At 70.2% G+C, this 19,461-nt stretch carries 18 protein-coding genes and 3 tRNA genes; 13 read left to right on the top strand and 8 right to left on the bottom strand.

Annotated features, from left to right (window positions below; all coding sequences use genetic code 11):
- Positions 1-511: 511 nt before the first annotated feature.
- A complete protein-coding gene (locus AB0E94_RS49160) occupies positions 512-1,453 on the bottom strand; it encodes a 3-methyladenine DNA glycosylase (protein WP_360342546.1) in 942 nt (313 codons plus the stop codon).
- 133 nt (positions 1,454-1,586) lie between these two features.
- On the opposite strand from AB0E94_RS49160, the gene AB0E94_RS49155 reads away from it, so the two are divergent.
- Genes AB0E94_RS49155 through AB0E94_RS49140 form a run of 4 tightly spaced genes read left to right on the top strand, consistent with a single transcriptional unit; the run spans position 1,587 to position 4,379 of the window.
- Positions 1,587-2,480 (top strand): ABC transporter ATP-binding protein, encoded by an 894-nt coding sequence (locus tag AB0E94_RS49155; RefSeq protein WP_360342543.1) that lies wholly within the window; start codon positions 1,587-1,589, stop codon positions 2,478-2,480.
- Positions 2,477-3,295, top strand: a complete 819-nt coding sequence (locus AB0E94_RS49150; RefSeq protein WP_360342540.1) for an ABC transporter permease — start codon at positions 2,477-2,479, stop codon at positions 3,293-3,295. The genes AB0E94_RS49155 and AB0E94_RS49150 overlap by 4 nt, the downstream gene beginning before the upstream one ends.
- Positions 3,296-3,302: 7 nt before the next feature.
- Complete coding sequence (locus AB0E94_RS49145; protein ID WP_360342537.1) at positions 3,303-3,545, top strand: helix-turn-helix transcriptional regulator; 243 nt, start codon at positions 3,303-3,305, stop codon at positions 3,543-3,545.
- Between the two features lie 39 nt (positions 3,546-3,584).
- Positions 3,585-4,379 (top strand): fumarylacetoacetate hydrolase family protein, encoded by a 795-nt coding sequence (locus AB0E94_RS49140; protein WP_360342534.1) that lies wholly within the window; start codon positions 3,585-3,587, stop codon positions 4,377-4,379.
- Here the strand turns inward: AB0E94_RS49140 and AB0E94_RS49135 are convergent.
- Positions 4,368-5,093 carry a TetR/AcrR family transcriptional regulator C-terminal domain-containing protein gene (locus AB0E94_RS49135; protein WP_360342531.1) on the bottom strand — a complete coding sequence of 242 codons (726 nt, stop codon included), beginning with the start codon at positions 5,091-5,093 and terminating at the stop codon, positions 4,368-4,370. The genes AB0E94_RS49140 and AB0E94_RS49135 overlap by 12 nt on opposite strands.
- A gap of 46 nt (positions 5,094-5,139) precedes the next feature.
- On the opposite strand from AB0E94_RS49135, the gene AB0E94_RS49130 reads away from it, so the two are divergent.
- The 5 genes from AB0E94_RS49130 (at position 5,140) to AB0E94_RS49110 (ending at position 7,564) form a co-directional block, all read left to right on the top strand.
- On the top strand, positions 5,140-5,943 hold the full coding sequence (locus AB0E94_RS49130) for an NAD(P)H-binding protein (protein WP_360342528.1): 804 nt from the start codon (positions 5,140-5,142) through the stop codon (positions 5,941-5,943).
- 63 nt (positions 5,944-6,006) lie between these two features.
- A tRNA-Gln gene (locus tag AB0E94_RS49125) sits at positions 6,007-6,078 on the top strand.
- A 49-nt stretch (positions 6,079-6,127) separates the two neighbouring features.
- Positions 6,128-6,200 (top strand) — tRNA-Glu (locus AB0E94_RS49120).
- Between the two features lie 474 nt (positions 6,201-6,674).
- A tRNA-Glu gene (locus tag AB0E94_RS49115) sits at positions 6,675-6,747 on the top strand.
- A 145-nt stretch (positions 6,748-6,892) separates the two neighbouring features.
- Complete coding sequence (locus tag AB0E94_RS49110; protein WP_360342525.1) at positions 6,893-7,564, top strand: N-acyl homoserine lactonase family protein; 672 nt, start codon at positions 6,893-6,895, stop codon at positions 7,562-7,564.
- A gap of 85 nt (positions 7,565-7,649) precedes the next feature.
- Here the strand turns inward: AB0E94_RS49110 and AB0E94_RS49105 are convergent, their stop codons facing one another.
- From AB0E94_RS49105 to AB0E94_RS49090, 4 genes are all read right to left on the bottom strand, one after another.
- Positions 7,650-8,390, bottom strand: a complete 741-nt coding sequence (locus AB0E94_RS49105; protein WP_360342522.1) for an MBL fold metallo-hydrolase — start codon at positions 8,388-8,390, stop codon at positions 7,650-7,652.
- The gene (locus AB0E94_RS49100; RefSeq protein WP_360342519.1) at positions 8,387-9,175 is read right to left on the bottom strand and encodes an alpha/beta hydrolase; all 789 of its coding nucleotides are present in this window, start codon (positions 9,173-9,175) and stop codon (positions 8,387-8,389) included. Before AB0E94_RS49100 ends, AB0E94_RS49105 begins: the two co-directional genes overlap by 4 nt.
- 82 nt (positions 9,176-9,257) lie before the next feature.
- Complete coding sequence (locus AB0E94_RS49095; protein ID WP_360342516.1) at positions 9,258-12,050, bottom strand: AAA family ATPase; 2,793 nt, start codon at positions 12,048-12,050, stop codon at positions 9,258-9,260.
- Positions 12,051-12,081: 31 nt separating this feature from the next.
- Positions 12,082-12,768 (bottom strand): IclR family transcriptional regulator, encoded by a 687-nt coding sequence (locus AB0E94_RS49090; protein ID WP_023561932.1) that lies wholly within the window; start codon positions 12,766-12,768, stop codon positions 12,082-12,084.
- 49 nt (positions 12,769-12,817) lie between these two features.
- Here AB0E94_RS49090 and leuC point away from each other — a divergent pair, with 49 nt between their 5' ends.
- The 4 genes from leuC (at position 12,818) to AB0E94_RS49070 (ending at position 16,290) form a co-directional block, all read left to right on the top strand.
- A complete protein-coding gene (leuC, locus tag AB0E94_RS49085) occupies positions 12,818-14,272 on the top strand; it encodes a 3-isopropylmalate dehydratase large subunit (RefSeq protein WP_360342513.1) in 1,455 nt (484 codons plus the stop codon).
- A 15-nt stretch (positions 14,273-14,287) separates the two neighbouring features.
- Positions 14,288-14,878 (top strand): 3-isopropylmalate dehydratase small subunit, encoded by a 591-nt coding sequence (gene leuD / locus AB0E94_RS49080; RefSeq protein WP_360342510.1) that lies wholly within the window; start codon positions 14,288-14,290, stop codon positions 14,876-14,878.
- Positions 14,879-15,038: 160 nt separating this feature from the next.
- On the top strand, positions 15,039-15,725 hold the full coding sequence (locus tag AB0E94_RS49075) for an HU family DNA-binding protein (RefSeq protein WP_360342507.1): 687 nt from the start codon (positions 15,039-15,041) through the stop codon (positions 15,723-15,725).
- 88 nt (positions 15,726-15,813) lie between these two features.
- On the top strand, positions 15,814-16,290 hold the full coding sequence (locus AB0E94_RS49070) for a hypothetical protein (RefSeq protein WP_360342504.1): 477 nt from the start codon (positions 15,814-15,816) through the stop codon (positions 16,288-16,290).
- Here AB0E94_RS49070 and AB0E94_RS49065 read toward each other — a convergent pair.
- Together AB0E94_RS49065 and AB0E94_RS49060 are read right to left on the bottom strand one after the other, a co-directional pair.
- Positions 16,217-17,095 carry an NUDIX hydrolase gene (locus AB0E94_RS49065; protein ID WP_360342501.1) on the bottom strand — a complete coding sequence of 293 codons (879 nt, stop codon included), beginning with the start codon at positions 17,093-17,095 and terminating at the stop codon, positions 16,217-16,219. The genes AB0E94_RS49070 and AB0E94_RS49065 overlap by 74 nt on opposite strands.
- An 11-nt stretch (positions 17,096-17,106) precedes the next feature.
- Positions 17,107-19,434: an RNA degradosome polyphosphate kinase gene (locus tag AB0E94_RS49060; RefSeq protein ID WP_360342498.1), complete on the bottom strand. Its 2,328-nt coding sequence runs from the start codon at positions 19,432-19,434 to the stop codon at positions 17,107-17,109.
- Positions 19,435-19,461 lie beyond the last annotated feature (27 nt).

Genomic DNA, 19,461 nt, shown 5'->3' with positions numbered 1-19,461 from the left:
CCCACTTTCAACGCCACCCACCGGACCAACCGGGATGCTCATGCAACCCCAGGACACCGGACTGATCAAGTACCGGAGTTCCTTACATGACCCGCAGCCAACCGCAGCCGCCGAGGCAACGACGAGCCTTCGGGCAGTCGCATCGGTCACGCAGGCGACTGAGCCACCGGTCTGAGGTCGGGAATGTCGTATTCGCGGAGGAACCGCCCTAGTCCAGCTTGATAGATCTTGCACGCTTCTCCACGCTGGCCGCGATCTTGCACGGTTCTTCACGTCTGGGTGCGGTTTGTCATGCAAGATCCACTGCGCCGGGGAGACCTTGCAGCGTTCTTCCCGCTGGGGCGTGGCAAATCCTGCAAGATCCGCCTGGGAGCGCACATTCGTGCAAGATCCGCCTGGGAGCGCACATTCGTGCAAGATCCGCCGGGATGCCGCGAGTCCGGCGTCGGGGTTGCCGGGGCGTATCGCGGAAGCGGGTCGGGGTCGTGGGTTACCCACACCCCTCAGGGCGTCAGCGCTGATTGAATGGCGCGACCGCCTCGCGGTTCTGAGCGGCGGCGTCCGCGCCGAGCAGCGCCTCGCAGACGCGGATCAGGCGGCTGCGCAATCCGGCCGCGCGGCGGGCCAGTTCGCGTTGGCGCGCCACATACTCCGCCTTGCCCTCGGCAGTTTCGATCTTGACCGGGGGATGGCCATAGGAGGTCAGGTCATACGGGCTGGCCTGCATGTCGAGCAGGCGGATCTCGCCGGCCAGGGCGAAGCAGTCCAGGGCCAGGGCGCCGGGCACGGCGGGACCGAGTTTCTGTGCCCACTTGTGCACATCCATCGCGGCGTGCAGGCAGCCGGGCTGGTCGAGGTCGACCTGGGTGGCGCGGGTCGGCTGGAGGCGGTTGAGACCGACCGCCTCGGGGGTGAAGAAGCGGAACGCGTCGAAGTGGGTGCAGCGGATGCTGTGCTGCTCGACCACCTCGTCGGTGCCGGCCTGGCCGAGGCGCAGCGGGAGCTCGTGCCGATGCTCGGTGTCGCGGTAGACCATCGCCCACTCGTGCAGGCCGAAGCAGCCGGAGAAGACCGGCCGGGACGCCGTCGCGGTGAGCAGGCCGTGGATGTAGCGCACGCTCTCGGCTCGGGCGTGCATGAACGCGTCCTGATCGAGGGTGACGACACCGTCGGGGTAGGACATGTAGAACTTCCAGCCGACGTGCTCGGCCAGGCCGTCGGGCGCCGGGGACAGGCCGGTGCCGACGCCGGGGTGCCAGCGGCGCATCAGCGACGGCCTGGTCCCGTAGTAGTCGTAGAGGAAATCCTCGATGGCGTGTTTCTCACCCGTCGCACGACGGGCGCGGTGGCCCGCGGTCATCTGGTCGGCGCGCTCGGAGTGCGCCCGGGCGAGGGGAATCCAGGTAACCGAGGGCAGCGTGGTGGTGAGTGCCCTCACCTGCTTGATCCCCATCGCACCAATGTATCTAGCCGAAGCGATCAACACGATCACCGTTTGGCGCGAATGAGTTCCGCCACCGAATCTGGCATGAGAGACGTACGTTGATGTGTAGTAGATGTACTACATCCTTGATAGTGTGGTGGACATGTTGGGGGCCTTGGTCGACACGCCGGTGATGGAGGTCAGTGACCTCCGCATGCGTTACGGCGACAAGGAAGTGCTGTCCGGCGTCGACTTCTCGGCGGCGCCGGGCGAGGTGGTCGTCCTCCTCGGGCCGAACGGCGCGGGCAAGACGACCACGATCGAGATCCTGGAGGGCTTCCGGATGCGATCCGGCGGCCACGCCCGGGTGCTGGGCGTCGATCCGGCCGACGGTGACGAGGCCTGGCGGGCGCGGCTCGGCGTGGTCCTCCAGTCGTGGCGAGACCACAGCAAGTGGCGGGTCCGTGAGCTGCTGGAGCACCTCGGCTCCTACTACGAGGCGTATTCCACTCCGGACAAGAAGCGGCCGTGGGCGGTCGGCGAGCTGCTCGACGTCGTCGGCCTGTCGGCGTCGGCCAACACGGTGACCGGCAAGCTCTCCGGCGGCCAGCGTCGCCGGCTCGACGTGGCGATCGGCATCGTGGGGCGGCCCGACCTGCTCTTCCTCGACGAGCCGACGGTCGGGTTCGACCCGGAGGCGCGGCGTGAGTTCCACGATCTGATCCACCGGATGACCGATGTGGACTCCACGACCGTGCTGCTGACCACACACGACCTGGATGAGGCGGAGCGGCTGGCCGACCGCATCCTGGTCCTGGCCACCGGCCGGATCGTGGCGAGCGGCTCGGCCGACGAGCTGTCCCGGCAGGTGGCCGGCGAGTCGGAGATCCGCTGGACGCGGGACGGGCGCCGGTTCGTGCACGCGGCCGCCGACGCCACCGGGTTCGTCCGCGAGCTGTTCCGGGAGCACGGCGAGGCCATCGGTGACCTGGAGGTGCGCCGGGCCAGCCTCGAGGAGACGTATATGAAGCTGGTCCGGGAAGCGGAGGGGTCATGAGGCGGCGGCTGCTGAGGGCGGGTCTGCGGCGCGGCGGGATCGAGCTCCGGCAGACGGTGACCAACGGGGCCGACATCATCGGCTATCTGTTCCCGGTGGTGATCCTGCTTGTGGTGCTGTGGCTGATCGGTGACGCCGAGGTGCCCGGCTCGCAGACGTCGCTCGGCTCCTACAGCCTGGTCAGCTCGATGGCCATGCTGCTGGTGATCGGCGGGGTGGCGTCCACCGCGCAGTACCTCACGATGGACCGGGAGGACGGCACCCTGCTGCGGGCCAAGGCCACACCGAACGGGATGGCCGGCTACCTGATCGGCAAGATCGTCCTGGTCTCCGGGGTGATGGTGATCAGCTGCCTCGCGGCGCTGATCCCGGGCGCGTTCCTGGTCGAGGGGCTGCGGTTCGACGGCGGCACGATGGTGATCCTGCTCTGGCTCGTACCGCTGGCTCTCCTTGCTCTTCTGCCTGTCGGCGCCGTTCTCGGCGCTCTTTTCGAGACCATCCGCGGTGCTGCCATGTTGATGCTTCCGGTGACCGCCCTGACCGGGGTGTCCGGCATCTTCTATCCGCTGTCGGTGCTGCCCGGCTGGGTGCAGGGTGTCGCGCAGGTCTTCCCGATGTACTGGCTAGGGTTGGGCCTGCGTTCGGCGTTCCTGCCCGGTGAGCCGGGTCAGCCGTGGCAGACCGCCGGTGTGCTGGCGGCCTGGGCCGTGGTGGGGCTCGTGCTGGCGCCGGGCATCCTTCGGCGGATGGCGCGTCGGGAGTCCGGCTCGCTGGTGGCGGCCCGCCGTGAGCGGGCGCTGACCCGAACCATGTGAGGGAGCCATGGCCACCGAGGTCACCTACAACCGGATCGCGATGCTGCGCGCCGAGCGCGGCATCTCGCGGCGGCAGCTCGCCGACGCCCTCGGGGTCCACTACCAGACCGTGGGCTACCTGGAGCGCGGCGAGTTCAGCCCGAGCCTGCACCTGGCGCTGCGGATCTGCGGTTACTTCGAGGTGCCGATCGAGGTGGTGTTCTCACTGGAGCCGTTCCCGCGGCTCGGGGCGGAGTCCAGGTCGGCGTAGATTTTGAGGCGCCAGCACCGCTAGAGATGGGATTACCCCGTGCGCTTCGCCCGTTTTGTCCACCCTGGTGGAGTGTCCTTCGGCGTCGTCGAAGGCGACAGCTCCTCGGGACTGACGGTCGCCGAGATCGACAGCATCCCCTTCAACGAGGTGCGCTTCACCGGCCAGCGGTGGGCGCTGGCCGACATCCGGCTGCTCGCCCCGATCTTCTCCAGCAAGGTGATCGGGATCGGCCGCAACTACGCCGACCACGCCGCTGAGATGGGCAACGAGGTGCCCAAGGAGCCGCTGATCTTCATCAAGCCCTCGACCTCGGTGATCGGGCCGAACGACGCGATCCGCATCCCGAGCGTCACCGAGCACGTCGAGGAGGAGGCCGAGCTCGCCGTCGTGATCGGCGCGAGCGGCGCCCGCCGCGTCGACCGGGCCGGCGCCGAGAAGGCGATCTTCGGCTACACCTGCGGCAACGACGTGACCGCCCGCGACCTCCAGCGGAAGGACCCGCAGTGGACGCGGGCCAAGGGCTTCGACTCGTTCTGCCCGATCGGCCCGTGGATCGTCACCGGCCTGGACGTCAGCGACATCGAGGTGCGCTGCGAGGTCGGCCGCGACCCGGAGAACCTCGAGGTGCGCCAGATCGGCCGGACCAAGGACATGGTCTTCGACATCCCGAGCCTGATCTCCTACGTGTCGCACGTCATGACGCTGCTGCCCGGCGACATCATCCTGACCGGCACGCCGGCCGGGGTCAGCCGGATCACCCCCGGCGACACCGTGTCGGTGAGCATCCAGGGCATCGGCGAGCTGCGTAACCCGGTCGTCTCACTCGACTGACCGCTCGATCCCGCTTTTCGCTATGCCCTCCAGGATCAGGGCCAGGCCGTACTCGAACGCGGTCTGGCCCTCGTCGTCGAATCCGCCGGCGTTCCACAGGGCCGTCATCGCCGGGTGCGCCTCGACGTCGAACCAGTTCTCCCAGAAGTCCCCGCGCTCGTGCCACCACGACTCGGTGGACTGGCCGCTGGACCGGCTCAGCCGCGCGTCCTCACCCGCCTCCCGGGCGAAGGCGTAGACGTACGCGGTCACCGCCAGCGCCGCCCGGTTGATCGCCGCGGTCGGCACGCCGGCCAGCGACATCGTGGCGATCAGGAACTCCCGCTCGGCCATCGTCCCCGGCCCGAGCGGCGGCCGGACCAGCGACACCTCGGTCAGCCAGGGGTGCGCCAGATACATCCCCCGGGTGCGCGCGGCGAACAGCGCGACCCGCTCCCGCCAGCTCTCCCCGGCCGCGGTCAGCTGCCGGGCCAGCAGCACGTCGTCGACCATCAACGCGACCAGATCGGCCCGGGACGGCACGTAGGTGTAGAGCGTCATCGTCGCCACCCCGAGATCCGCCGCGACCCGGGCCATCGAGGCCGCTTCCAGGCCGTTCGCGTCGGCGATCCGGATCGCGGCGGCCACCACGGCGTCCACGGTGAGCCGGGGCGGGCGGCCCACGGCCTTCTTCGCCGGCTGGGTTCTGCGCCAGAGCAGTGGGTAGTTCTCCATGATTCCGTATACCCTACGGGAAAGACTTTCCGTAGGGAGTACGAGAATGCGAATCCTGGTGACCGGCGCCACCGCCAACATCGGCCGCATGGTCGTCGACGAGCTGCTGGAACTCGGTGCGACCGACGTGCGGGCCTTCACCGTCGACCCGGCCAAGGCCGCGCTGCCGCCCGGCGTCGAGGTGGTGACCGGCTTCTTCAACCGGCCGGACCGGGTCGCCGCCGCGCTCGACGGCGTCGACCGGATGTATCTCGCGCCACACATCCCCACCGTCGACGGCGTGTGCCGCGCCGCCGCCGAGGCCGGCGTGCGCCACATCGTCGACCTGGCCGGCGTGAAAGGCCTGCACTGGCAGGCGATCGAGGACGCGGTCGAGGCGTGCGGTGTTCCGTACACCCACCTGGAGCCCGGCGAGTTCATGGCCAACACCACCGGCTGGGCGCCACAGATCAAGGCCGGCGACGAGATCCGCGACGCGTGGGGTGACGCCGCCAACGCCCCGATCGCCCAGGAGGACATCGCCGCGATCGCCGCCCGCGTACTCCTCTCCGACGACCACCTCGGCCACTCCTACGAACTGACCGGGCCGGAAACGATCAGCCGGCGGCAGCAACTCGCCACGATCGGCGCCGAACTCGGCCGCGAACTCACCTTCGTCGAACTGACCGGAGACGAGGCGACCGCCCACTACCGGTCGATGATGGGCGAGTTCGGCGACTGGTACCTGGACGGCCTCGCGCAACTCGCCGAACACCCGCAGCCCGCCCTGCCGACCGCTGCGGCCCTGCTCAACAGGCCTGCGATGAGCTACGCCGAGTGGGTGCGGCGTCACGCGGATCTATTTAGGTAACCCGATTTGGCGGCCCGGTAGGCCTCAGGTAAAGTTCTCCACGGCGCGGCAAGCCGGGCCAAATGGGGTATGGGGTAATTGGCAGCCCGGCTGATTCTGGTTCAGCTAGTCTAGGTTCGAGTCCTGGTACCCCAGCGCAGCTCTCTCCCTGGAGAGGGTCGTGCTGGAAGAAGCAGCATGTTCTGGTCCCGTCGTCTAGCGGCCTAGGACGCCGCCCTCTCAAGGCGGTAGCGAGGGTTCGAATCCCTTCGGGACTACATCGAGAACGGCCCGCATCAATCGATGCGGGCCTGTTTCTTTTATTCGGTACGCCCCACCCCTCCCCAGCCGCAATCCACGCGGTCCCGTGGCGGCCGCGCGACGCAGGCGGCGCTCCCGGCCGAACCGCGCCCGCCGGGCTGATCCGCCCGTCCCGCCACCAAGAGCGGCAACTACGTCCTGTCCAGCCGGCGGGTCGTGACTGTTGTGTTTGAGGGCTTTGAGACGGCGGTGGGAGCCGGCTGGAACAGTATCGGCAGCGATGTCTGGCGCTGGAGGCCGGGCACACCCGCGGTCAGCCGTCGTTCAGCGTCCTTTCGGGCGGTGGTTAGCCGTTGTGAGCGACGGCCGGCGGGGTGTGCAGTGGTGCTGGTCACCCCGGCTGAGGTGGGTGGATATCCGATTTCGGCTGCGGGCGGAGTGCTGATAGAGTTCAGTCCGCCGCCGCACGTGGGCGGCAAACGGAAAGTTCTGGTCCCGTCGTCTAGCGGCCTAGGACGCCGCCCTCTCAAGGCGGTAGCGAGGGTTCGAATCCCTTCGGGACTACTAGAAAAGATCGGCCCGCACCGGCGATGGTGCGGGCCGATCTGCGCTTGCGGGACTGCCCGGTGATGGTGCTGGGTGAGCGGGGCGGGTTCTGCTGGGCGGAGATTTTGCGGGCCGGGGTGGGCGGGGCGGCGATACTTCGGCGATGAGTGAGATCACGGTTCGACGGGTCGACTTCGGATGGTTCGTCCGGCCGGCTGAAGAGACCGGGACCGGCGCCGCCCGGGTGGAGCCGACCCTCGGGTATCTGATCGACCATCCGGCCGGGCAGCTTCTGGTCGACACCGGCATGGGCGCCCACCCGGATGTGGACCGGCATTACCAGCCGAGGCGGGTTCCGCTCGGCGAGGCGCTCGCCGCCGCTGGTTCCAAGATCGATGACATTCGGTACGTGGTGAACTGTCACCTCCACTTCGACCACTGTGGAGGAAATCCAAGCCTGGCCGGCCGCCCCGTCTTCACCCAGCGCACCGAGTTGGCGCTGGCCCGGACCACCGAGTGGCACACCCTGCCGGAACTGGTCGATCACGCCGGTGCGCGGTATGAGGAACTGGACGGCGAGGCGGAGATCCTGCCGGGCGTGCGGATCCTGCCCACCCCGGGCCACACCGACGGCCACCAGTCGGTGGTGGTGACGACCGCCGACGGCACGGTGATCGTGGCCGGTCAGAGTCACGACAACACCACCGCGTTCACCTATGACGCGCTCGCCCACCGGACCGGGATCGGCGCCCCACCGTCCTGGGTGGGGACTCTGCTGGCACTCGACCCGCGCCGGATCGTCTTCGCCCACGACAACGCCGTCTGGACGCCGTGAAAGGACTCGCACCGGAGTCCGGACACCGCTAAGGGGCCTGTGAAGGGCTCGCACCGCTGGTCGGAGCGGTGCGAGCCGCACGGATTCAGACGTCGGTGGGTACGCCGGGAGTGAGCCAGGTCAGGGCGCCGGGCTCGAAGGCGGCCTCGACCCCGGAACGGCCCTCGTGGAAATGCGACCAGCCCTCGTAGTGGACCGGCACGACCGCCCGGGGCCGGATCAACGAGACCAGGCGGGCCGCGTCCCGGCCGGTCATCGTGTAGCGCAGCGGCCCGGTGAGACCGAACTGCACGCTGCCCAGGTGCAGGATCGCGGTGTCCACGGTGAACCGGGACGCCACCTCCCGTACCCCGGAGAAGAGCACCGTGTCGCCGGAGATCCAGACCACCGAGGACGCGCCGGCCGGCCGCAGCGCGAAGCCGATCGCCTCGCCGACGATGGGCCGGCTCAGCGGCGGGCCGTGCCGGGCCGGGGTGGCGGTCACCTCGACGTCGCCGACGGTGGCGGTACGCCACGGCGCGAGGCCGGAGGCGTTGCCGCCGAGCCGCCGGGCGCCGCTGACCGTGGTGAGCACCAGCGGCACCGACGGCAGCAGCGCCCGCCCGGCGATGTCCAGGTTGTCGCCGTGGTGGTCGTGGGTGAGCAGGACCGCGTCGATGCGGCCCAGCGTGTCGGCGGCGACGGCCGGCCCGGCGGTCTTGACCGAGGACGTGCCGAGGCCGAACGAGTACCGCCGGCCCGGCTCGTCGAAGGTCGGATCGGTGAGCAGCCGTACCCCGCCGATCTCGATGAGGGTGGTCGGCCCGCCGATGTGCGTGATCTTCATCGGGCGTGCTGGAGAGCCCACTCGAGGACCTCGTCGGCGATCTGCTCCCAGCCTTTCTGGGCGGGCAGCAGGTGGGCGTACCCCTCGTACTCGCGGATCTCGGTGATCGTGTTCGACTTGTAGTGCTTGTGGTTGGACCGCTGCACCTCGGGCGGCATGATGTGGTCCTCGGAACCGGAGACGAAGAGCAGCGGCGCCCGCTCGTCGTTGTGGTAGTCGACCCAGGTGTCCTGGTGACCGGGCTGGAAGTTGGCGAGCACGCTGCCCCAGAGAATGCCCCCGTTGGCCGGGATCGCGTACCGCTCGTACAGCGCCTTCGACTCTTCCGGGGTGAAGGTGTTGGTGAACGCGTACGTCCACTGCTCCAGCGTCAGCGGCACCGCCTTGTGCCGGTTGGCCGGGCTCTTCAGGACCGGGAAGGTGGACTTGACCTGGGACAGCGGGACGACCCGGACGCCCTCGGTGGGCGCCGAGTTCATGGCGACGCCGGCCGCGCCGAACCCGTGGTCGAGCAGGATCTGGGTGAACGCGCCGCCGGCCGAGTGACCGATGATGATCGGCGCCTCGGGCAGCGCCCGGATCTGCGTCTCGATGTGTTCGATGATCTGCGGCACGGTGACGTCGACGATCGGGGACGGGTCGGCGTTGAGGGATTCCACCTCGACCTCGAAGCCGGGGTAGGCGGGCGCGATCACCTGATGACCCTTGGCCTCGTAGTGGGCGATCCAGTTCTCCCAGCTGCGCGGAGTGACCCAGAATCCATGCACAAGAACGATCGGTCTCATGAACCGATCCTCGTGGGAGCGAGACCACTGTTGAATCACGTGCGGCACGTAGTCACCCGTGCACGCACCGACGAAATCCGGCCTAGTCGGGCAACACGTCGCGCAGCTGCCGCCGCGAGCTGACGCCGAGTTTCCGGAACACCTTCCGCAGGTGGTAGTCGACGGTGTTCGCGCTGAGGAACAGTTGTGCCGCGATCTCCGCGTTGGTCTCCCCGGTGCGGGCGAGGATGGCGACGGCAGCCTCCTGCGGGGTGAGGATGGTCTGGCCGGCGTCGGGCGTAGGGCTCTGGACATGTTCCCCGAGTGCGGCGAGTTCCTGTCCCGCGCGTAAGGCGAACGCGTTCGCGCGAACCTCCTCGAACATCTCCAGAGCGGTCGTGAGCTGATCGCGGGCGTCGCGCCGGCGCCGCCGCCGGCGCAGCCACTCGCCGTAGATGAGCCGGGCCCGCGCCAGGTCCCCGTAGGACACCGTGTTGTCGAACCGGTCGATCGCCGCCAGGTAGTACGCCTCCGCCTCACCAGGCTCGGACAGCAGCGCCCGTGACCGGTCCAGCAGCCCCAGCGCCCGGGGCGTGTCGCTGGCCCGGGCCGCGAGGTCGAGGTCGGCGAAGGCCAGTTCCGCGGTGGCCCGGTCGCCGGAGCGGACCGACGCCTCCACCAGTTCCGGCAGCGCCCACGCATAGCGCAGCGGCCGGCCGAGGTCGACGATGCCCAGCAGCCCGTCGCGGGCGGCCGCGTAGTCGCCGACGGCGTTGTCGAGCATGGCCAGGCTGAGCCGGGTGACCGCGTGCATGCCACCCATGTGCAGCATCTCGAAGACCCCGAGCGCGTGCGGCAGGGTCTCCCGGAGCCCGGCCGGGGCCCGCCAGGCCACCAGCTCCGGATGGCGCCACACCTGTTCCTGTTCGGCGGTGATGCCGATCGCCAGGCGGACCCGTTGCCCGGCCGCGTCGTGCCGGTCGGCGTCGTTGAGCCGGCCGAGGACCGCGCCGGTCATCGCGCCGATGAAGTGGACGATGTCCAGGGCGTGCAGGGCGCCGGTACGCCGTGCGGCCGCCTCCGCCCGGTCGATGAGGATCTGTTTGGTGGCGTCGTCCCAGACCATGTTGCAGAAGTTGATGCCCAGGATGAACCGGGTGAGCAGCACCTCGTCCGGCAGGCCGGGGTCGGCGATCGCGGCGATCGCCCGGCGCAGCGGCGGCACACCGCCCGCGAAGCCGTTCGTGATGAACGCGGAGTAGCCGGCCAGCAGGAGCCCGTCGAGGTCGGCCGGGTCGTCCCCGGCGAGCGGCGCGGCAGCGGCGGCGATCTCGGCCTCGGTGGTGCTGCCCAGGTGCTCGGCGGTGGTCACGTGCTGGATGGCCTGGATGACGGCGAGCCGGGCGTTGGCGCGGTCGTCGCCGAACGCCTCGGCGGCGGACAGGCACATGGCGGCGGCGTCCCGCAGGCCGTGCGGCACCCCGGCGTTGACCGCGGCGACGGCCCGGGTCATCAGCACGGTGCCCGGGTCGGGACCGGTCAGCAGGTCTTCGGCCAGGGTGTCCAGCAGCAGCAGCGCGCGGCCCGGGGCGCCGGCGGCCATCGCCGCCCCGGCCGCCTGGACCTGCCGGGTCGCCCGGACCGCCGGGTCGGGTGTCAGCTCGACCGCACGGGTCAGGAAGCCGGCGCGGGCGGTGTGGCCGCCGCGGGCGCCGGCGCGGTCGGCGCTGCGTTCGAGTTCGGCGGCGACCGACTCGTCGGGGGCGACGGTAGCGGCGGCCAGGTGCCAGGCCCGCCGGTCCGAGTCGGCCGGGCCGGTGGTGGCCTCGGCGAGGGCGGCGTGCACGGCCCGGCGCTGGACCGGGTCGGCGTCTCCGTAGATCGCGGACCGGACCAGCGGATGCCGGAACTCCACCGGCGGGGCGCCGGTGACCAGCCGGTCGGACTCGGCGGGCGCCGCCTGTTCCGGCCCGGTGCCGAGGATCCGGGCCGCGTCCAGGAGGTGTTCGGTCCGGCCGCCGGTCCCCGCGGCGGCGAGCACCAGCCAGTCGCGGGTCACCGCCGGATAGCCGCGGACCCGGGACGAGTAGTGGTGTTCCAGCCGGCTGCCGATCGGCACCGGGTCGGGCAGCGGGGAGGCGCCGCGCAACTGGTCGGCGGTGAGCTCGTGCCCGAGGTCGGTGAGGGCGAGCGGGTTGCCGCCGGTGCTGTCGGCGATCTGCTCGGCCAGGCTCAGGTCGAGGTCACCGGAGACGACGTCGGAGAGCAGCGCGATCGCGGCGGCCCGGCCGAGACCGGTCAGCTCCAGCACGTCCACACCGGCGAGGAGCCCGGCGTCATCCGGGAGAGCGCGCTGGCCGAAGAGCAGGACGACACCTTCGGCGTGCAGGCGGCGGGCGACGAAGGCCAGGGCGCCCGCCGACTCCCGGTCGAGCCACTGCACGTCGTCGACGACGCAGAGCCGGGGTTGCGCCGCCAGCAGGGTCAGCGCGGCCAGGCTGACCAGGTAGAGGTCGGGTGGTGGGCCGTCGGTGAGCCCGCAGGCGACCTCGAGGGCCGCGCGCTGGGTGGCCGGCAGCAGGGCCCGCTCGGCCAGCAGGGGAAGGATCAGGCGGTGCAGCCCGGCATAGGGGAATCCGGATTCGGCCTCGACGCCACTGATCGCCAGGGAACCTCCGGGCGCGAAGGAAGCGCCACTGGTCGCGGGGGAGCCTCCGCCCGCGAAGGGAGCCGTGCTCCGCGCGTACCGCAGCAAAGCGGTCTTGCCGACGCCTGCCTCGCCGCGCAGCACCAACGCCGCGCTGCGCCCGCCTCGCGCCTCCCGGAGGAGATCGTCGAGCCGGGCGCATTCGCTGTCGCGTCCGAAGAGCCGATCACTCTGCCCGAAGAGCCGCACCCGCGAACCCTATCGGACAGTCATCGATGAGTTACAGCCCGGAGAGGCGCTGGCCGGCGCGGACGACGGCCATCGCGTGCCGCTCGCCGGGGCGGCGGCCGAGGCGCTCGATCGGACCGCTTATCGAAATCGACGCGATGACCCGCCCGGTCCGGTCGCGGATCGGCGCGGAGACGCTGGCCACACCGGGCTCGCGCTCGGCGACGCTCTGCGCCCAGCCGCGGCGGCGGACCTCGGCGAGGGTGCGGCCGGTGAACTTGCAGCGCGGCAGGAGCGGCATCACGGCCTCGGGGGGCTCCCACGCGAGCAGGATCTGCGCGGCCGAGCCGGCGACCATCGGCAGCACCGAACCGACCGGCACGGTGTCACGAAGACCACTCGCGCGCTCGGCGGCGGCGACGCAGATCCGTTCATCGGCACGGCGCAGATAAAGCTGAGCGCTCTCGCCCGTGGCGTCCCGAAGTGCGGACAGCAGGGGCTCGGCGGCGGTCAGCAGAACGTCCGGCGCGGCGTTGGCCAACTCGCCCAATCGTGGGCCGGGACGCCATCTTCCTTGAGTGTCACGCACCAGCATCCGATGGATCTCCAGGGCCTGGGCCAGGCGATGTGCGGTCGCCCGCGGCAGCTTGGTGCGGTCGACCAACTCGGCAAGGCTGGCGCCGTCGACACATGCGGCGAGGATGACAACCGCCTTGTCGAGAACGCCTACACCGCTCATACTGTGTCCCACAAGCCGAAACATACATTCCAGAATTTAGGATGTCCAGATGGTGGGAGTCACTCCCCAGAGCGGGAAACCCAGGACCCTGGCCGAGAAGGTCTGGGATGACCACGTGGTGCGCACGGCCGAGGGTGAGCCCGACCTGCTCTTCATCGACCTGCATCTCCTGCACGAGGTCACCAGCCCGCAGGCGTTCGACGGTCTCCGGATGGCCGGCCGGCCGGTCCGCCGCACCGACCTCACGCTCGCGACGGAGGACCACAACACGCCGACCGGCTACGCCGACCCGGCGTTCAACACCAAGCGCGGCGAGCTGTTCACCATCGCCGACACCACCTCGCGGACGCAGATCGAGACCCTGCGCAAGAACTGCGCCGAGTTCGGTGTGGAGATCCGCCCGCTGGGTGACGTCAACCAGGGCATCGTGCACGTGATCGGCCCGCAGCTCGGTCTCACCCAGCCCGGCATGACGATCGTCTGCGGCGACTCGCACACCGCGACCCACGGCGCGTTCGGCGCGCTGGCCTTCGGCATCGGCACCAGCGAGGTCGAGCACGTGCTCGCCACCCAGACGCTGCCGCAGTCCAAGCCGAAGACGATGGCCGTCACGGTCGTCGGCGAGCTCGGCCCCGGGGTGAGTGCCAAGGACCTGATCCTCGCCCTGATCACGCAGACCGGCACCGGCGGCGGCAACGGCCACATCGTGGAGTACCGCGGCGAGGCCATCCGCAAGCTCTCCATGGAGGGCCGGATGACCATCTGCAACATGTCGATCGAGTGGGGCGCCAAGGCCGGCATGATCGCGCCGGACGAGACCACCTTCGACTACCTGAAGGGCCGCACCCACGCCCCGCAGGGCGAGCAGTGGGACGCCGCGGTCGCTTACTGGCAGACCCTCGCCACCGATGAGGGCGCCGAGTACGACACCGAGATCATCCTGGACGCCGCGTCGATCAGCCCGTTCATCACCTGGGGCACCAACCCGGGCCAGGGCGCCGCGCTGAACAGTGTCGTGCCGGCCCCCGAGGACTTCCTCGACGAGGTCGAGCGCGGCGCCGCCGAGCGCGCCCTGGCGTACATGGACCTCACCCCCGGCACCCCGTTCCGCGAGGTTCCGGTCGACGTGGTCTTTGTCGGCTCCTGCACCAACGGCCGCCTGGAGGACCTGCGGGCCGCCGCCGACGTGATCCGGGGCCGCCGGGTCGCCGACGGTGTCCGGATGATGATCGTCCCCGGCTCGTACCTCGTGCGCGAGCAGGCCGAGGCCGAGGGCCTGGACAAGGTGTTCACCGAGGCCGGCGCCGAGTGGCGGTTCGCCGGCTGCTCGATGTGCCTGGGCATGAACCCGGACACGCTCAGCCCCGGCCAGCGTGCCGCCTCCACCTCCAACCGCAACTTCGAGGGCCGGCAGGGCAAGGGTGGCCGTACCCACCTGGTCTCGCCGCAGGTCGCCGCCGCCACCGCCGTGGTCGGCAAGCTGGCCGCCCCCGCCGACCTCTGATCACGGGAGCTGATCATGGACAAGTTCGTCACCCACAGCGGCAAGGTCATGCCGCTGCGCCGTTCCGACGTGGACACGGACCAGATCATCCCGGCGGTCTACCTGAAGCGGGTCACCCGGACCGGTTTCGAGGACGGCCTCTTCAACGCCTGGCGTGAGGACCCGGACTTCGTGCTGAACCGGCCGCAGCACGCGGGCGCCACCATCCTCGTCGCCGGGCCCAACTTCGGCACCGGCTCGTCCCGGCAGCACGCCGTGTGGGCGCTGCGCGACTGGGGCTTCAAGGCGGTCATCGCGTCCCGCTTCGGCGACATCTTCCGCGGCAACTCCCTCAAGGAGGGCCTGCTGCCGATCCAGCTGGACCAGAAGATCGTCGAGAGCCTCTGGGACCTGGCCGAGTCGGAGCCGGAGAAGGAGATCACCGTCGACCTGGAGGGCCGCGTGGTCCGGGTCGACGATGCCGCCTACGGTTTCCCCATTGACGACTTCAGCCGCTGGCGTCTCATGGAGGGCCTCGACGACATCGGACTGACACTGCGCCACGAGGAAGCGATTACCGCGTACGAGAACGGTCGCCCCGCTTTCAAGCCGGTCGTCGTCCTTTAGGCCGGACACCGTTTTCGCCCCGGCCGGGTCACCCGGCCGGGGCGAATTCGTTGGGACACAACGGTTTTTTCCCCTGAATGTTTCTGTAACCAGGTCACAGGGCATACCGTGCGCGCAGAATGGCCCGTGACGGGCCAGTTCTCACGTCCGGGAGGAAACCGTGAACAAGGCCGAGCTCATCGAGGCGCTCGCAGTCAAGCTGGGCGACAAGAAGACCGCGACCCTGGCGCTCGACGCGTTCATCAGTGAAGTGCAGAACGCTGTCGCAAAGGGCGACCGAGTCGCACTCACCGGATTCGGTTCCTGGGAGAAGCGGGTCCGTAATCCGCGGGTCGCGCGTAATCCGCGAACCGGCGAACCGGTCAAGGTGAAGAAGACGTCGGTGCCGGTGTTCAAGGTCGGCAACACTTTCCGCGAGCTGGTCGCCAGCGGAAAGCCGGCCAAGGTGGCAGCCGTGAAGAAGACCACGGCGGCCAAGGCGGCTCCGGCCACCAAGACGGCGGCCACCAAGGCGGCGGCGACGAAGGCGACGGCGACCAAGGCCGCCGCCGCGGCGAAGAAGACCACCGCCACCAAGGCGACGGCCACCAAGACCACGGCCGCCGCCAAGAAGACCACGGCCACCAAGACCACGGCCACCAAGGCCGCGCCGGCGAAGACGACGGCGACGGCGGCGGCGAAGAAGACGGTGGCGAAGAAGACGACGACGGCCGCGAAGAAGACGGCCCCGGCGACGAAGGCCACCAAGACGGTCAAGGCGGCTCCGGCCGCCAAGAAGACCGCCCGCAAGACGGCATCACCGGCGGCTGCGCCGGCACGCGCGGCGTCACCTCGCCGCAGTCGCTGACCCGCTGCAACCGAAGGCGTCCACCGTACGGTGGACGCCTTTTCGGTGTTCCAGCGCGGCCCGGCCCGGCCGTCCTACCGTCCGCATCATGCAGCTCCGCATCATGCAGCGAGGATCGAGGCCACGGGGCCTGATCGGCCGGGCCGGCATCGCGGCGGTGCTGTTCGCGGCCGCGATCCTGCCCGGATGGACACTCGGCGACCTGGCCGAGAGCGGCACCGGCCGGCCGGTGCTGGACTGGGTGATCACCTGCGGCTGGTCGGGACTGGCGGTGGCGGTGGGTGCGCCGTACGGCTCGTACCGGCGGATGGACGGCCTGGCCGGGGCGGTGCCCCTCTACGGCTGGTACCTCGCCGGCGTTCTCAGCTGGCGGCTGGCGCTGCTGCCCTATCGCGACTGGGAACCGCGCCGGGACGAGCTGTGGCAGGCGCGCTGGCTCACCGGTGACCTGATCGGTCATTGGCGGGCCGATGCGCCCGCGCACCGTACCGTCACAGCCGCGAAGCGCCCAGCAACCTCTCGCCGGACCAGGTCAGCAGCCACCCGTCGCCCTTCGGCGTCCTGAACGGCCGGTGATCCGTCTCGCCGTGCAGCGCTGCCAGCAGATGCGGCATCAGCTTGCCCTGGCTGCACACCACGACCCGCTCGGACCCGCGCAACTCGGCCAGCCGCGTCGTGGCGGCCGCCACCCGGGCCGGCACACCGTCCGGCCGGGACGGCTCGGCGAACGCCCCGTCCTGGACGATCGGCCGGTCACCCAGCGCCGCGGCCAGCGGCTCCAGGGTCTGCGTGCACCGCAGCGGCGTCGCCGCCACCAGCCGGCGCGGACGCAGGGCGGTCAGCAGGGCGGCGATCCGGTCGGCCTGCTTCGCGCCGTCCGCATCGATCGGCCGCAACTCGTCCCGGCCGGACCATTTCTTCCGCTCCCCGGCCCGGGCGTGCCGGACCATCGCGATCACCGCGGTCACCGGCGGCAGAGCGGCGACTCCGGCGAGGACGGTCCGCTCATCGGGGTACGTGCACCGAGCGGCCGCCGCATCCGGAGGCAGCCACACCAGCTCGTCCACCTCGTCGGTGTCCCGCACCGGCCCGTCCGCGCCGGCCGCCATCAGCCAGTACGCGACGTTCTTGGGCCGCCCGTCGGACAGCAGGTAGTCGACGTCCGGCAGCCGCAGCCAGGGGATCGCGTCGACCCCCGTCTCCTCGGCGACCTCACGCAGCGCACCGGCCAGCGGATGCTCCCCGCCGTGCAGCTTGCCCTTGGGCAGGCTCCAGTCGTCGTAGCGCGGGCGGTGCACCAGGCACACCTCGACCCGGTCGCCGGACCGGCGGCAGAGGACCCCGCCGGCCGCGCGTTCCACTTCCGTCATCTGCTCGTTTCTCAGGTGTTCTTCTTGCCGATGATCCGCCGGAGCATGGCCGCCTGCAGATGCACCTGGGGGCGGCCCGGGGTGCCCTGGTTGCGATGCCAGAGGCCGTCGGCGTCCAGGTCCCATCCCTCGGTGGTCTCCGCCATCGACAGTTCCAAAACATGCCGCAGCTCCTCGCGGGCCGACGGCAGCGTCACCTTGACCAGCGCCTCGACCCGGCGGTCCAGGTTGCGGTGCATCAGGTCGGCGGAGCCCATCCAGTACTCGGCGTCGGCGCCGGGACCGAACCGGAACACCCGCGAGTGCTCCAGGAAACGGCCGACGATCGAGCGGACCCGGATGTTCTCCGACAGGCCCGGCACGCCCGGCCGCAGCGCGCACATTCCCCGGATGATCAGGTCCACCTTGACCCCGTCCTGCGAGGCCCGGTACAGCGAGTCGATGGTCTTCTCGTCGACCAGTGAGTTCACCTTGAACTGGACCAGCGCCTCGCCGCCCTCCCGGGCGATCCGGGCCTGCTCGTCGACCCGCTCCAGCAGGCCCTTGCGCACCCCGTGCGGGGCCACCAGCAGCCGCCGGTAGGTGGTCTGCCGGCTGTACCCGGTGAGCACGTTGAACAGGTCGGTGACGTCGGCGCCCACTTCCGGGTCGGCGGTCAGCATGCCGAAGTCCTCGTACAGCCGGGCGGTCTTCGGGTGGTAGTTGCCGGTGCCGATGTGGCAGTACCGGCGGATCTGGTTGCCCTCCTGCCGTACCACCAGAGAGGTCTTGCAGTGGGTCTTGAGGCCGACCAGGCCGTAGACGACGTGGCAGCCGGCCCGCTCCAGAGTCCGGGCCCAGGCGATGTTGGCCACCTCGTCGAACCGGGCCTTCACCTCGACCAGCACCACCACCTGCTTGCCGGCGGCCGCCGCGTCGACCAGCGCGTCCACGATCGGCGAGTCGCCCGAGGTGCGGTAGAGGGTCTGCTTGATGGCCAGCACGCCCGGGTCAGCCGCGGCCTGCTCGATGAACCGCTGCACGCTCGTGGAGAACGAGTGGTACGGGTGGTGGACCAGGATGTCCGACTCGCGCAGCCGGTTGAACACACTGCGCGGCACCTCGCCGTCGGCCAGGTGCGGGTGCGTCGCCGGGACGAACGGCCGGTCCTTCAGGTCGTCGCGGTCGCACTCGCCGAACACCTGCCACAGCGCCGACAGGTCGAGCAGCCCGGGCACCCGCAGCACGTCCTGACTGTCCATGTCGAGCTCACGGACCAGCAGGTCGAGCACGTGGTCGCTGATCGACGCGGCCACCTCCAGGCGCACCGGCGGACCGAACCGGCGCTGCGCCAGCTCCCGTTCCAGGGCCTGCAGCAGGTCCTCGTCGCGGTCCTCGTCGACCTCCAGCTCGGCGTTGCGGGTCACCCGGAACAGGTGCCACTCCAGGATCTGCATGCCCGGGAACAGCTGGTTCAGGTGGACCGCGATCAGCTCCTCGACGGGCAGGAACCGGATGCCGCGGTGGTCGTTCTGCACGGTCACGAACCGCGGCACATTGTTCGGCACCTTGACCCGCGCGAACAGCTCCGGCGAGTCACCGTCCGGATAACGAAGGGCAACGGCGAGATTCAAGGACCGGCTGCTGATGTACGGAAAAGGGTGCGCCGGATCGACCGCGAGCGGCGTCAGCACCGGGAAGACCTGCTCGCGGAAGAAGGTCCGCAACCGGCCCTGCTCGGCGGCGTCCAGCTCCTTCCACGACACCAGCTCGATGCTCTCCGCCGCCAGTTTCGGCCGCACCTCCTCGGAGAAGCAGGCCGCGTGCCGGGTCACCAGGTCGGTGGTCCGCTCGGTGATCATCTCGATCTGGTGGCGCAGCGGGGACCGGTCACCACCGCGCATCGGCAGGCCGGCGCTCAGCCGCCGCTTCAGCCCGGCCACCCGCACCATGTAGAACTCGTCCAGGTTGCTCGCGAAGATCGCCAGGAACTTGGCCCGTTCCAGCAGGGGCGTCCCCGGGTCCTCGGCGAGGGCCAGCACCCGGGCGTTGAAGTCCAGCCAGGACAGCTCCCGGTTCAGGAAACGGTCCTCGGGCAGTTCATACCCCGGCTCGTCCTCGTCCTCGTCGCTGTCGTCGTCAACACTCAGATCGGCGACCATCTCGCTCGTCGCCAGCTCGGTGACCTCGCGCTCGGTGAGAACAGGTTCGGTGCGAACGGGCTCCGGATCCGGTTCGACGGCCGCCTCCGCAGGGTCGGGGGCCTCGATCAGCTGCGTCTCTGCCGACTCGGGGCGGGGCAGAAAGCGGCCGTTGGGGCCACGCCGGCGGGTCTCAGGAATCCGGGGCGGGGTCGTCATGCTTACATCATTGCCGTTTCCGGAGAA

The sequence above is a fragment of the Actinoplanes sp. NPDC026670 genome, assembly GCF_040638175.1.
Lineage (GTDB): Bacteria > Actinomycetota > Actinomycetes > Mycobacteriales > Micromonosporaceae > Actinoplanes.
This window is presented reverse-complemented; position numbering and strand designations above follow the sequence as displayed.

Bases quoted from the DNA above. Each gene is read 5' to 3' on its own strand.
- AB0E94_RS49160 (WP_360342546.1), bottom strand. From the start codon at position 1,453: ATGGGGATCAAGCAGGTGAGGGCACTCACCACCACGCTGCCCTCGGTT.
- AB0E94_RS49155 (WP_360342543.1), top strand. From the start codon at position 1,587: ATGTTGGGGGCCTTGGTCGACACGCCGGTGATGGAGGTCAGTGACCTC.
- AB0E94_RS49150 (WP_360342540.1), top strand. From the start codon at position 2,477: ATGAGGCGGCGGCTGCTGAGGGCGGGTCTGCGGCGCGGCGGGATCGAG.
- AB0E94_RS49145 (WP_360342537.1), top strand. From the start codon at position 3,303: ATGGCCACCGAGGTCACCTACAACCGGATCGCGATGCTGCGCGCCGAG.
- AB0E94_RS49135 (WP_360342531.1), bottom strand. From the start codon at position 5,093: ATGGAGAACTACCCACTGCTCTGGCGCAGAACCCAGCCGGCGAAGAAG.
- AB0E94_RS49130 (WP_360342528.1), top strand. From the start codon at position 5,140: ATGCGAATCCTGGTGACCGGCGCCACCGCCAACATCGGCCGCATGGTC.
- AB0E94_RS49110 (WP_360342525.1), top strand. From the start codon at position 6,893: ATGAGTGAGATCACGGTTCGACGGGTCGACTTCGGATGGTTCGTCCGG.
- AB0E94_RS49105 (WP_360342522.1), bottom strand. From the start codon at position 8,390: ATGAAGATCACGCACATCGGCGGGCCGACCACCCTCATCGAGATCGGC.
- AB0E94_RS49100 (WP_360342519.1), bottom strand. From the start codon at position 9,175: ATGAGACCGATCGTTCTTGTGCATGGATTCTGGGTCACTCCGCGCAGC.
- AB0E94_RS49090 (WP_023561932.1), bottom strand. From the start codon at position 12,768: ATGAGCGGTGTAGGCGTTCTCGACAAGGCGGTTGTCATCCTCGCCGCA.
- leuC (WP_360342513.1), top strand. From the start codon at position 12,818: ATGGTGGGAGTCACTCCCCAGAGCGGGAAACCCAGGACCCTGGCCGAG.
- leuD (WP_360342510.1), top strand. From the start codon at position 14,288: ATGGACAAGTTCGTCACCCACAGCGGCAAGGTCATGCCGCTGCGCCGT.
- AB0E94_RS49070 (WP_360342504.1), top strand. From the start codon at position 15,814: ATGCAGCTCCGCATCATGCAGCGAGGATCGAGGCCACGGGGCCTGATC.
- AB0E94_RS49065 (WP_360342501.1), bottom strand. From the start codon at position 17,095: ATGACGGAAGTGGAACGCGCGGCCGGCGGGGTCCTCTGCCGCCGGTCC.
- AB0E94_RS49060 (WP_360342498.1), bottom strand. From the start codon at position 19,434: ATGACGACCCCGCCCCGGATTCCTGAGACCCGCCGGCGTGGCCCCAAC.